This is a genomic window from Xanthomonas sp. NCPPB 2632, from assembly GCF_041228075.2.
Taxonomy (GTDB): domain Bacteria; phylum Pseudomonadota; class Gammaproteobacteria; order Xanthomonadales; family Rhodanobacteraceae; genus Luteibacter.
Genome location: NZ_CM192979.1, coordinates 4649572 through 4662000 on the forward strand (window position 1 = coordinate 4649572; position 12429 = coordinate 4662000).

At 65.1% G+C, this 12429-nt stretch carries 11 protein-coding genes; 5 read left to right on the forward strand and 6 right to left on the reverse strand.

All coding sequences use genetic code 11. The features are described 5' to 3' along the window. Nucleotides 1-47 precede the first annotated feature (47 nt). Together AB8808_RS20050 and AB8808_RS20055 are read left to right on the forward strand one after the other, a co-directional pair. Nucleotides 48-656: a TetR/AcrR family transcriptional regulator gene (locus AB8808_RS20050; protein ID WP_369925367.1), complete on the forward strand. Its 609-nt coding sequence runs from the start codon at nucleotides 48-50 to the stop codon at nucleotides 654-656. Nucleotides 657-757: 101 nt separating this feature from the next. Further along, the gene (locus tag AB8808_RS20055; RefSeq protein WP_369925369.1) at nucleotides 758-1438 is read left to right on the forward strand and encodes a type 1 glutamine amidotransferase domain-containing protein; all 681 of its coding nucleotides are present in this window, start codon (nucleotides 758-760) and stop codon (nucleotides 1436-1438) included. 89 nt (nucleotides 1439-1527) lie between these two features. Here the strand turns inward: AB8808_RS20055 and AB8808_RS20060 are convergent, their stop codons facing one another. Beyond that, nucleotides 1528-2403 carry an SDR family oxidoreductase gene (locus tag AB8808_RS20060; protein ID WP_369925372.1) on the reverse strand — a complete coding sequence of 292 codons (876 nt, stop codon included), beginning with the start codon at nucleotides 2401-2403 and terminating at the stop codon, nucleotides 1528-1530. A 121-nt stretch (nucleotides 2404-2524) separates the two neighbouring features. On the opposite strand from AB8808_RS20060, the gene AB8808_RS20065 reads away from it, so the two are divergent. The 3 genes from AB8808_RS20065 to AB8808_RS20075 all read left to right on the forward strand — a co-directional run bounded on the left by AB8808_RS20065 (nucleotide 2525) and on the right by AB8808_RS20075 (nucleotide 7185). Further along, a complete protein-coding gene (locus AB8808_RS20065; protein WP_369925374.1) occupies nucleotides 2525-3403 on the forward strand; it encodes a LysR family transcriptional regulator in 879 nt (292 codons plus the stop codon). A 230-nt stretch (nucleotides 3404-3633) separates the two neighbouring features. After that, nucleotides 3634-5979 (forward strand): hypothetical protein, encoded by a 2346-nt coding sequence (locus AB8808_RS20070; protein ID WP_369925376.1) that lies wholly within the window; start codon nucleotides 3634-3636, stop codon nucleotides 5977-5979. Between the two features lie 174 nt (nucleotides 5980-6153). Beyond that, the gene (locus tag AB8808_RS20075) at nucleotides 6154-7185 is read left to right on the forward strand and encodes an alpha/beta hydrolase (RefSeq protein ID WP_369925378.1); all 1032 of its coding nucleotides are present in this window, start codon (nucleotides 6154-6156) and stop codon (nucleotides 7183-7185) included. Between the two features lie 97 nt (nucleotides 7186-7282). Here AB8808_RS20075 and AB8808_RS20080 read toward each other — a convergent pair whose 3' ends face one another. The 5 genes from AB8808_RS20080 to AB8808_RS20100 form a co-directional block, all read right to left on the reverse strand. Further along, nucleotides 7283-7930, reverse strand: coding sequence for a TetR/AcrR family transcriptional regulator (locus AB8808_RS20080; protein ID WP_369925380.1), 648 nt, complete (start codon nucleotides 7928-7930; stop codon nucleotides 7283-7285). Between the two features lie 76 nt (nucleotides 7931-8006). Next, nucleotides 8007-8162: a hypothetical protein gene (locus tag AB8808_RS20085; RefSeq protein WP_185754244.1), complete on the reverse strand. Its 156-nt coding sequence runs from the start codon at nucleotides 8160-8162 to the stop codon at nucleotides 8007-8009. A gap of 16 nt (nucleotides 8163-8178) precedes the next feature. Continuing rightward, nucleotides 8179-8313, reverse strand: coding sequence for a hypothetical protein (locus AB8808_RS20090; protein WP_369925383.1), 135 nt, complete (start codon nucleotides 8311-8313; stop codon nucleotides 8179-8181). 93 nt (nucleotides 8314-8406) lie between these two features. Next, nucleotides 8407-10776, reverse strand: a complete 2370-nt coding sequence (locus AB8808_RS20095) for a DNA polymerase II (RefSeq protein ID WP_369925384.1) — start codon at nucleotides 10774-10776, stop codon at nucleotides 8407-8409. 30 nt (nucleotides 10777-10806) lie between these two features. Further along, complete coding sequence (locus AB8808_RS20100; RefSeq protein WP_369925387.1) at nucleotides 10807-12417, reverse strand: ShlB/FhaC/HecB family hemolysin secretion/activation protein; 1611 nt, start codon at nucleotides 12415-12417, stop codon at nucleotides 10807-10809. Nucleotides 12418-12429: the final 12 nt, after the last annotated feature.

Here is a 12429-nt window from a genome sequence, read left to right on the forward strand (position 1 = left end):
GGATGCGTAGTAGACGACTGGTCTAATTCCATGTATCGTCTCTACCCATGAGCCCCGCCACCGCCATCCCCGAATCCTCCGACGTCCGCGAGAAGATCCTCGCCACCGGCCAGCGCATCATGGGCGGCAAGGGCTTCTCGGCGGTCGGCCTCAACGAGGTGCTCGCCTCCGCTGGCGTTCCGAAGGGCTCGTTCTACCACTACTTCGCGTCTAAGGAAGCCTTCGGCGAGGCCATGCTCGAGGCCTACTTCCGGGATTACCTCGCCGACATGGATCGCCTGCTCCGGCAGGCCGGTGGTACGGCGGCGCAGCGGCTGGAGCACTATTTCCAGGCCTGGGAGCACAACCAGTCGTTCGAGGATTGCCAGGGCAAGTGCCTGGCGGTGAAGCTCGGCGCCGAAGTGGCGGACCTGTCCGAGGCGATGCGTGCGTCGATGAAGCGCGGCACGGCGGGCATCGTGACGTATCTGTCCCAGGCGATCGAGGCGGGCGTGGCCGATGGGTCGCTGTCTGTGGACGACCCACCGCTGGACGTTGCGCAAAGCCTTTACCAGCTATGGCTAGGTGCCAGCGTCATGGTCAAGATCGTTCGCAACGTCGAGCCGTTCCACAAGGCCATGATCACCACGCGCCGGATCCTGCACTTTTCCACCTGAGCGGGCGAGGTCTTTGCACCGCACGCTTCCTACACGCCATGTGTTTTCTAATGGCCGGTAATTAGACGACTGGTCTACTTACGGCAATCCAAGGAGTCACCATGAAAGTCCTCATCGTTCTCACATCGCACGACCAGCTCGGTACCACGGGCAAAAAGACGGGCTTCTGGCTCGAAGAGCTCGCCGCACCCTATTACACCTTCAAGGATGCCGGTGCCGAAATCGTCCTGGCCTCGCCCAAGGGTGGCCAGCCGCCGCTCGATCCGAAGAGCAACGAGCCGTCTTCCCAGACCGATGCGACCCGCCGCTTCGAGGGCGATGCCACGGCGCAGGACCAGCTCGCCCACACCGTTCGCCTCGACACCGTATCGCAGGCCGACTTCGACACCGTGTTCTATCCGGGTGGCCACGGTCCGCTGTGGGATCTGGCGGAAGATGCGCACTCCATCGCGCTGATCGAGTCGTTCATCGAGGCGGGCAAGCCGGTCGCCCTGGTCTGTCATGCGCCGGGCGTGCTGCGCCACGTAAAGGCCTCCGACGGCAAGCCGCTGGTCGAAGGCAAGCAGGTCACCGGTTTCACCAACACCGAGGAAGACGGCGTCGGCCTCACGAAGGTGGTGCCCTTCCTCGTCGAGGACGAGCTCAAGGCCAAGGGCGGCGTTTATACGAAGGGTCCGGACTGGGGCTCGTACGTCGTGACCGACGGCCTGCTGATCACCGGGCAGAACCCCGCGTCCTCGTCGGAAGCGGCCACGGTACTGATGAAGCACCTCGCCGGCTGAGCACACGCCCGGAAGTACCTCGGGCAGTGAAAGCCCATCGTGGCGGCTCACGGAAACGTGAGCCGCCACGAATGCGTTCGGACGAAGTATCACGTCGCCGAATGGCCCGCCACATCGGCGGCAAACTCGCGATACGAGCGCAGCGGCCGGCCGAGCATGGCCGTCAGGCGTGCCACGTCACCCTGCTCCGGCTGCATGCCCTCGGTGACGAAACGCTCGGTCATCATGCGCATGTCGTACGCCATCCACGACGGCATGAACTGGCGAAGGTTGCCCTCGAAACCCGCGAAGTCCTCGCCCGGATAAGCGATGGGGCGGCCCAGCACGTCGGTCCAGATCTGCGCGATGGCGGCGCCGGTGAGGGTGTCCGGCCCCACCACGTTGATGTGCTCCAGCGGCAACGGTTGCGCGGCGTTATCGCGACGCAGCAGTTCGAGTGCGGCAACCTCGGCGAGGTCGCGCGTATCGATCATGGCCAGGCCCTTGCTACCGACCGGCATGGGATACACGCCGTAGCCAGTGATTACATCCTTGATGCTCAGGTCGTTACCGATGAAGTACGCCGGACGCAGGATGGTGGCGTGCATGCCCATCGTTTCGAGCATGCGCTCGACACCGAACTTGCCGGCGAAGTGCGGCACGTTGACGTAGCGGTCGCTGTGGATGACCGAGAGATACACGATGCGCTCGATGCCGGCTTCGCGGGCGACGTTGAGCGTCACGATGGCCTGGGTGTATTCGTCGGGGGTGACGGCGTTGAGCAGGAACAGCGTCGACACCCCCTGGAACGCTGCGCGCAGGGCATCGACATCGAGCAGATCGCCCTTGGCGACGTCCACGCCAGCGGGAAGCTCCGCCTTCGACGGATCGCGGACGAAGGCACGCACGTCGGCACCGCGACGGACGAGCTGGTTGACGACTTCGCGGCCGACCTGGCCGGTGGCACCGGTAACGAGAATGGTCATGACATGACTCCTTGAATGGCCGGGACGGCCGTGGGTGGTTGGGTGGAAAGAACAATAGGTGGTAGTGAATAAGAAACACAGACGCTAAGATCGAGACCATCCGTATCATTATTGAGACACCATGGACCTGAGCGCGCTCGAGGATTTTCAGCTGGTGGCGCGGCACGGCGGCTTCGGCAAGGCCAGCCGGGCCAGCGGTCGATCGAAAGCCACGCTGTCGCGACGCGTGGCGGACCTGGAGGAAGCCCTGGGGGTGCGGCTCATCGAGCGAGGCGGCCAGAGCCTGGCCCTGACCGCGGCGGGACGTGGCCTGCTTAGCCGCACGGAAGGCCCGATGCACGAGGTGGCCGAGGCCCTGGCGGCGGCGCGGGACGGGATGGACACACCCCGGGGCCTGCTGCGCGTGGCCGCACCGCAGTTGTTCGCGCAAGTGGCGCTGGCGAGGTTGGCGGCGGACTTCATCGCTCTTTACCCCGACGTGCAGATCGAGGCCGTTGCCGAAGATCGCATCGTCGATCTTGTCGAGGAACGCTTCGACGTCGCCATCCGGATCAACCCACGCAAGGACTCCGACCTCGTCGGTCGTTGCTTCGCGCACGACCGGTTGCTGCTGGTGGCCCCGCCGTCGATCGCGAGACCCAGTGACAGCGATGGCAATACCTTGCCGGTGCGCGCCGTCGTGATGTCCAGCCATCGCGACGGCGATATATGGAAGACACGCGACGGACGCGCCATCGTGCCGCAACCCGTGCTGCGCCTGTCTTCGCTGTTGATGGTGCGCGATGCCGTCGCGGCTGGCGCAGGTGCGGCGTTGCTGCCCCGATCGATCGTCGGCGGCATGCTGGACAGCGGACAGCTAGTGACATGGGGCATTGCCGGTGACGATGTCGAGCTTTGGGTACTGCACACGTCGCGGCGACTGGAAAGCCCCAAGGTAAGGGCTTTCGTGGACTTCATGGCAAGCCAGTATCCCAACGGCTCGTTCATCGCGCAGGCGTGACGCGCCTCTGGCAATGACGCAAAACGGCGCATCACGTTACGTTCGGCGGCACCACCGGACGACATGGCGATAACTGACGATGCCTGTTATGGCCTTCTATGTGGGACCGACGTCACAGCGTTACCTTTCGATGATCGCTTGAAAGCCGTTAGTGCTGGCACTCGCTGTGCGGCACAGGTAGAACCGCTGACGTTGCCATTTTACTGACACGGATAGCGGAGATGAAACGTATGAGCGCTTCACGTAACAGGATAGTCACCCAGGGGATCGCGCTGGCGATCGCGGCCTGCATCATGGCGCCGAGCCACGCCGGTGATACGGGATTGCCCACGGCGTTCTGGGCATCGCAGCCCGTGGTCGCCGGCGACACGATCGTCGTCAGTGCCGCGCACACCTCACCGAATACCGTGGTCAGGTACCAACGGCTAGCCGACGACGATGCAGGCAGTCCCCTGGCCCATGCTTCGATATCGGAGGCCCAGACCACCGATATCGTGCCGCTGCAGGCCAGCACGCACTCGGTCAAGTTCCTGCCCAACGACCCGGTATCCGGCGTCTACGCCTTCCGGCTGGTCGAACCGGGCTCGGGGGCCGTGGGGCCGATGAGCCTGGTGAACGTGCCGGATATCTGGTTCGTGCAGGGTGACCGGGGCTCGACGGCATCACCTGGCGGGTATCTTCGTTTGTATGGCACCGCGATGGGCGGCGTATCGGCCTCGGCACGGTCGCCGCTCCTTGCGCTGGTACAAAACGGGGCGGTCGTGAGGACGCTGACCGCGGATCGACCCGGGTCGGCCATCGACGGCAACTACAGCGCGAGCTTCGCGCTACCTGCCGACCTTCCTGCTGGCTCATATGAACTCTATTTCCATAACGGATCGGGAGGCCCGGCGGCGTGGAAGAAGTTCGATCACTTCGGCCTGGGCGCGGACCGCTCCATCGGACCCACCGCCGACAGCAAGGTCACGATCGCAGCGCCCGTCGCCTGGCCGGCACGGACATGCACCGTCGCCGGCCCCCACGGCGGCGGACTGCCCGACGACGACAGTTTCGACATCGCCTTCAACTGTGCGAGGGGCCTGGACGCCAAAGGGAACGGCACGCGCGCCACCTGGGAGAACGAGGGGGCGACCATCACGCTCGGCTATGGCGCGTATGTTCTTTCGGGGAAATACGCCCAGGGCTTTGAGCACGCCATACCCAACCACTCGATCATCGACGGCGGGAAGAGCTCGAATACCGAAGTGCGCTTCCCCGATGCCAATGGCGGCGAACTCTTCAGCGGCGAGGGAAACGTTGTTAGCCAGAACAATGTCGACAACAACTACGCCCAAGGCGTCTTCGGTATCAGGAACGTCAAGATAACCGCGCCCAACATGACGAGCGGCACCGGCATCGTGTTCGACCACATGGCGATAAACGATGTGCATTCGGTACCGTTCGTGGATAACGTCGTCATGAACCTCGGATCGTCCGGCACGACCGTTGCGACAGGCGTGCAGGCCAGCAACGTGTCCAACCTGCGCATTCGCGACAGCGAAGTGACGGCGGGCCAGCCGGTTTTCATGAATGGTCATGTGTATGGCGCGTCGGTTACCGGGTCTACGCTCACCTGGCGTCACATCGCCCTGTCGTTCCGCTTCTACTCGGAAAACGGCGTATTCACCGGCAACACGCTCATGCAGGCGGCGTCGCCGGAAGGGGGGCTCGATGTCGAAAGGGGATTTGCCATGCCCACGCGCGATGTCTACTACGCGGACAACCTCAGCCGCCGGGCTTCCAGCAGCAATCCGTCCGTATGGGGACTAACCTTCGACGAGAACAAGAACATCTATTCCGGCGGCGTAGCGGGGGTGAACGGGACGGCACTTACGCTCACCGGCAACATCACCGATGAAGCCGAGTTCCCCGCCACCGGCTTTTCGGCCATGGTGGTAGCCGGCACCGGTTCCGGCCAGATGCGCTTCGTCACCGCCAGCGACCAGCGTCGCCAGGTGACGGTCGATCGGCCCTGGGACGTCGATCCGGACGCCACGTCCGTCCTGACCTTGACGGGTACCCTCGGACGCATGTTGTTCGTCAACAACGACTACGGCGTGCCCGGTATCCAGAATGTCTTCTATCCATCCTCGGATGTGATCCAGGCGGGCAACCGGATCACGGCCGCTGGCGGCATCGTGCAGCAGGCCGGCGAGTACGTGACCGGCACCGGCTACACGCCGGGCTGGCACTTCCAGTTGCTCGGCAACACCGTCTCCCAGACTGCCGACGCCCAGACAGGACTGTCCGGGCAAGGGCCGACGCGGCGAGACGGCCAGCAGACAACTGGCACGGGTTACGACGGCACCGTGACCCAGACGAATATTATTCGGCACAACTTCTTCGCTGGGGATGGCGAGGTGGGCCTCTGGGATTCCGTGGGCAACTCGCTTATCGAAAACAACTACGTCCGCAGGGTGCGACTGCAGAACGCCTTGTCGATGAAGGACGTGCTGATCCGGCAGAACCAGACGCAGGGTGGGCCATCCCAGCCGGACGACAACCAGCCGTTGCCGCAGGATGTGTTGCGCCAGTAGGTAAGGTGAGGTGATGCCGGTTCACATCGGTGAGAGCCATGTCACGTGGAGGTTCGAACCGATTTCAACTGCGTGCATCGTCCTTAAATCGAAATGGTTGCCTCGTCGTCTGACGGGGTCGGTGCCCCGTATCTTCAGTCGGGCGCGATTCCCGTGCCGACGACCGGAGACCTCATGTCAGACCATGGCAAGCCCAATCCCATCAAGAATGCCCTAGCTGACGCGGTCGGCGCGATTCGCGCCGACCACGATATGCACGAAGTGGCGATCGCCTTCAACGAACTCGAACCGAAAGCCATCGAAAAACTCACGCCGGCGGAAGCGCGTACCCAGCCGACGATGAAGGACGCCGTGAACCACCTGCTGAAGAAGCAGAACCGTGACGCGACGCCGGAAGTGCTCGTGCCCGGCGTCACCCGTCGCACCATCGTGGTCGACACACCCGCCGGCGCGCTCAACGCGTTCGTGTTCACCCCGACCGGTATCGCCAACCCGCCGGTGATCCTCTATTTCCATGGCGGCGGCTGGGTCATCGCCAATGCCGATGTCTACGACGCGGGCGCACGTGGCCTGGCGAAGCAGGCCGGCGCCATCGTGGTGTCCGTGGATTATCGTCAGGCGCCGGAGCACAAGTTCCCTGCTGCGTGGGACGACGCCCTGGCCAGTTACAAGTGGGTCATCGCCAACGCCGCATCACTGGGCGGCGATCCCTCCCGCCTGGCCCTGGCCGGTGAAAGTGCCGGCGGCAACCTCGCCGTCGCCACGGCGGTCGCGGCACGGGATGCGGGTCTACAGGCGCCACTGCACGTCCTGGCCGTCTATCCGGTGGGACAGACCGGCTCGCTGCATACCGAGTCGTATATCGAAAACGCCATCGCCAAGCCGCTGAACAAGGCGATGATCGAATGGTTCGTCGGTCACCTGGTCCGCTCGGACGACGACAAGAAGGACGCGCGCCTGGACCTGGAGCACGCCAACCTGCGTGGCCTGCCGCCGGTGTCGATCGTCAACGCCAGCCTGGATCCGCTGCGCTCGGACGGTGGCATCCTCGAAGACAAGCTCAAGGAAGCCGGCGTGCCGGTCGAGCGGCGCACCTACACGGGTGTGACCCACGAGTTCTTCGGCGCCGCCGCGGTGGTGAAGAAAGCGGAAGAGGCGCAGGCCTGGTCGGGCGAGCGCCTGCGCCAGGCTTTCGGACGCGTGTGATCGCCTGACGTGAAGCGAAGCGGGACGACGAACCCGGGGATCCAGCGATCCCCGGGTTCCTCCGTTTAGCGGCCTGGCCGCCCCGATTCCGGACGTTTCAGGCGTAGGGCGTGCCGACCAGGGAGGCCTGGATGCCGCGGGTGCCCTGGTCGACCAGACGAAGGAAGGTGGCTGCGGCTTCTCCGGCGTCGGGATGCTGGCGATAACGCCGGTGGGCCTGCCACATCGCCACCGTGTATGTGGCCAGCAGCATATCGGCCGCAAGGTGGGCCTCGGCGTCGGCAGGGTCGCGACCGACCCGCTCGGCCAGCCCGACCGCGATCAGCTGGGCGATCTCGTCCCGGATGGCGCGAATGCGCGCCTTGAGGGTCTCGCTGGACTCGATGGTGTGGACATAGTTCTGCCGCGCCGACGTAAAGCGGATATACGGGCTGCCCTGCCCCACCAGTTCATGGGCGAACAGGCGCATCGTTTCCAGCGGCCCGATGGCCGGATCGTATCGGCGGATGGTCTCGCGGATCAGCTCCCTGCCCGGCTCGTCGTGTTCGAAGAACATGTCCTCCTTGCGGGGGAAATGATTGAACACCGTCATCCGCCCCACCTCGGCGGCCGCGGCGATTTCTTCGATCGTCACCTGGTCGAATCCCCGCTCGAGGAACAGCCGCCTCGCTTCACGGGCGATAGTGTCACGCGTGACGAGACGGCGCCGGGCGCGGAAATCGAGGGTCTGGGAGGAAACGGTCACTGTGTCGGGTAGCAAGGTGCGGGATTCAATGGCGCATTAGAGCGTGAAGTGCGTGGGGCGGCAACACTACCAACGGCTAGCGCACGCCTTCGTCCCGCTTGGATATCTCGTCCATCTTTCGCTCACCTTCCTCGATCGCCTTGTCGCGCTTGACCTGCTGGGGCTTGTCGTTGCGGGCGACATAGTCGTTGTTGCGATCGCCGGACTGCGGTTTATGTTCCTGATCGGCCATAGGGGCTACTCCCGGTTCAACCGTGGTCTTCGTTTTCGTGCTTCTGCTGGGGGGACTCCGACGTCTTGGGGTTCTTCTCAACCCTGTCGCTTGTGCCGGCGTCGTACTCGCGCGGGCTCTTCGGTTTCGTGGATTCGTTCGACTCGGCCATGGGAAGGCTCCGGTTCGGTGGGAAAGCCCAGCTTCCCCCCTTGCCCTGTAAGGCGGGGTCGAGTGCACGTGAAGACCGCGGCACGACAGGCGTTCAGAACAGCTGGCTCTGCTGCGACACCAGGGTATCGAACCGGCCGCCTACCAGGGGCAGGATCGCGTCGGCGATCGGGCGCAGCTGGTGTTCCACGTAATGGTCGTAGTCGATGGCCGCGCGCCGCGCTTCCATGGGTTCCGGCCCGTTGAGGGTCATGACGTAGCGAATCCAGCCGCCGCCCTGGTACTGCAAGGGGCGGCCGAGCCGTGCGTTGTGCTCGTCGGCCAGCCTGGCGGCCCGGACCTGGGGTGGCGTCATGCGGTCGTACGAGTCCAGCTTGCCGCGCAGGCGCTTGCGATAGACCAGACGCTCGTCGAGGCGGCCCTCCCGCAGGTCGCGCACATAAGCCTGGATGTACGCTTCGTAAGGCTGCCGCCGGAAGATGATGCCGAACAGCTCTTCCTGGAATTGCCTGGCCAGCGGTGTCCAATCACTGCGAACGGCTTCCAGCCCGCGGAACACGAGCTGCTCGTCGTCGCCGTCACGCACCAGCCCCGCATAGCGCTTCTTGCTGCCCGTCTCGCTGCCACGAATGGTCGGCATGAAGAAGCGACGGTAATGCGTGTCGAACTCGATCTCCAGGTAGGAGTCGATCGCCATCTCGTCGCGCAGCTTCGCGGCCCATGACGTGTTGATACGCGCCACCAGTGTATCGGCCACCGCCTGCGCTTCGGCTTCGTCGTGCGGACGCCCCAGGCCGATGAAGATCGAATCCGTATCGCCATAGATCGTCTCGTAGCCGTCGGCCTCGATCCACGCACGCGTCTGCTGCATGATCTCGTGGCCACGCAGGGTAATGGCGGAGATCAGCCGCGGATCGAAGAAGCGCGCATCCGGGGCACCCAGCACCCCGGTAAACGCGTTCATCAGCAGCTTGAATGCCTGTGCGAGCGGGGTGTTGCCCTGCGCCTTCGCGGCATCACGACCCGTCCACAACTGCGCGATGAGCGCAGGCAGGCAATGCGTCGTCCGCGAGAAGCGCGTATCCAGCGGACCGGGTATCCAGGCATCGCGATCGACCGCCCGCATGCCTTCCACGAGGCCGATCGGATCGACGAGGAAGGTGCGGATGATCGACGGGTAAAGGCTCTTGTAGTCCAGTACCAGGATCGAATCGTAGATACCGGGACGGCTCTCCATCACGAAGCCCCCGGGATAGGATTCGCCCGTGGCGCGGCCGGTGCGTGGCGCGACGTAGCCCTCCCGGTGCATGCGCGGCAGGTAGAGGTAGCTGAAGGCGGCAATCGAGCCGCCGGAGCGATCGGCCTGCAGGCCGGTCACGTCGGCGCGCTCCAGCAGGAACTCGAGCAGGCGCGTCTTGTGGAATATCCGCGTCACCAGTTCGCAGTCGTGCAGGTTGTAACGCGCCAGGGCTGGCTTATCTTGATGGAAACGCCGCTCGATCTCGTCCATGCGGCTGTACGGATCGTCGATGTCCTTGCCTTCACCGAGCAGCTCGCGGGCGACGGCCTCCAGGCTGAAGGACGCGAAGCTCAGCGAGGCCGAACGCAACGCCTCGATGCCGTCGATCGGCAGGCGGCCGGGAATGGACGCGAACACGTAGTGCTCGCGATGCCGGTGCTCCCGCCAGTCGATGGGCGTGCCGCCCCGCCCGAGCGTGAGCACGCGGCCGCAGCGATCCGCGCACGCCTGCAACAGGCGCAGGTCGAACTGGATCAGGTTCCATCCGATGATGACGTCGGGATCGTGATGGCGGAACCAGTTGTTCAGCGCGACGATGAGCGCCGCGTGGTCGTCGACGTAGGCCAGGTCGAAATCGTGAGGCGTCTCGTCGCCCGCACCGGGCACCCCAAGCATGTAGACCTGACGCTGGCCACAACCTTCCAGGGCCACGGAATACAATTGGCCTTCCGCGCTGGTTTCGATATCCAGCGATACGGTGCGCAGCGTCGGCCGGTAGCGTTGACCGGGGCGCAGGCGCGGATTGACCAGGGTGGCGGCATCGGCCTCCGTGGCCTCGATCGTCACCGACGCCGTGATGAAGCGCTCCATGAGGTAGCGGTCGTCGGGACGGATGTCCGCCTCATGCAGCACGACGCCCCGCTCCGAGAGCTGCTTCTCCAGCGCCTGCATGACCCGATGCCCGCGCGTGTAGACGCCGAGCACCGGCTCCTGCGCGAAGGTCTTCAGCGGCAGGGGTGCCAGCTCGACGGCGGCATCGCGCCGGATCGCGGATTCCACGGTTTCCCGGGCGGAGGCGGCAACGAAGGCCACGCTGCGCTGCCCGGTAAGGACGACGCGGCGGGCGCCGCCTTCCATGGCCACCCAGAGCTCCACCTCGCTACCCTCCCGCGTGTCCCGCCACTGGCGCGTCAGGATGTAGCCGTTCTGGGTGGAGGTGGTCACCCCCTAAGTTTAACCGACCGGTGGGTCGTCCTACTCCCAGTGCACCGCCGCGCGGAAGTCCACCCGCCAGCTGTCCTGTCCGGGGATCACCTTGGTGAACGCGTGCGCCACGTCGCCGTTGAAGCTGAGCCAGCGACGGAAGTTCCACAGCACGCCGAGGCCGCCGCCGGTGATCTGGCGGTCGCGCGGGAAGGCGGCGAAGACCGCGCCGTGATCGGCGAAGGCGTAGAGATCCGCCGCGCCCACCTGGCGGTGCAGCTCCAGGTCCAGGAAATACCCGCGAGTGCCGGCCACGATGCCGCGGTCGTAGCCACGAACGCTGCCCACGCCACCCAGCTGGAACAGCGACGACGACGGCAGGGCGTCCTTGGAGGTGTACTGCCACCCGGCGCCGAGCCGCAGTGCCCAGGCGCCGCCCAGGCGCTGCACGCCGTCGAAGCTGCCGGTGGCGGTAAGGAACGAACCGGCATCGGCGATGGGCTGGTCGCTGTTGAGGTGCGTAACGGACTGGGTCAGCGTCCATTCGCGCCCCTCGACACGATGGTTGAGCAGGATGCCCACGCCGAGGCCGTTGGTGGTGATATCGGCCACCGACGTGCCGGCGATGTCCGTGGACGATTTGGCGTGCGAGTAGGATGCCGTGCCCTCGAACAGCCAGCGCTGGTTGGCAATGAACGGCTGGGTGAAGTTCAGCGCCGCCACCGACGAATGGCCGACGATGTCGAGGTCGCGGTAGGCGCCGTTGACGATATCGATCTGGCTACGTGAGTAGCTGGCGCCCAGCATGCCGTTGGATGGAGTGACGACGGCCGCGTACGACAGCGAGCCGTCAGTACCGCCCCGCGCCTTGGCGATGCTCAGGTCCAGGCGGTCGCTCACGCCCAGCAATCCGTCCGCATGGCCCTGTACGCCCACACGCGTCGTGCCACTGGTGTCGACACCGGCGTTATCGACGAAGGCGTCGAAGCTGCGCGGTGCCGGCTCGGTGACGTCGACCAGCAGGTCGGTCATGCCGCGAGTGGCACCCGGCTGGAGCAAGGCGGCGCCATGCAGCGACGTGGTGCGGTTGAGGTAGACCAGATCGTCGCGCAACGCGTTGGCATCGAACAACTCGCCTTCCTGCGCATGGATACGACGCCGGACGAATGCTTCCTTCGTCCGGTGATTGCCCTGGATACGTACCGCGCCCAGGTGACCTTCGACGAGGTCGACATGGACCACACCATCGACGACGCCCTGCTTGCCCAGGACGGCGCGTGCCGTGCTGATGCCCTTGGCCGTGTACAAAGCGTTGACACCGTCGACGATGGCGTTGAGTTCCGCCGCTCCGACTTCCTTGCCGGTGTACGGCTGGGCGACGGCGTGCACGGCTGCGTCATCGAGGAAGGCCGAGTGATCGAAGGTGACCGACGTGAGCACGAAACGCACGTCGCTTTGCACCGTGGCCTTGGCCGGTGCAGCAGAAGCCGGAAGCGGATCCGCCGTACTCCCCGGCACCGGCGGTGCCTGGCGCTGGTCGTAATAGCGGTCCGTGCGCTGCGCGGGCTGTTGCTGGGCCTGCGCGGGAAGGGTCTGTGCATCCACGTCCGCCTGTGTGCCCAACAGGAGCAGGCAGGCGCTTACCAGGGTACGGCGTTTCATCGTGCGATAGGT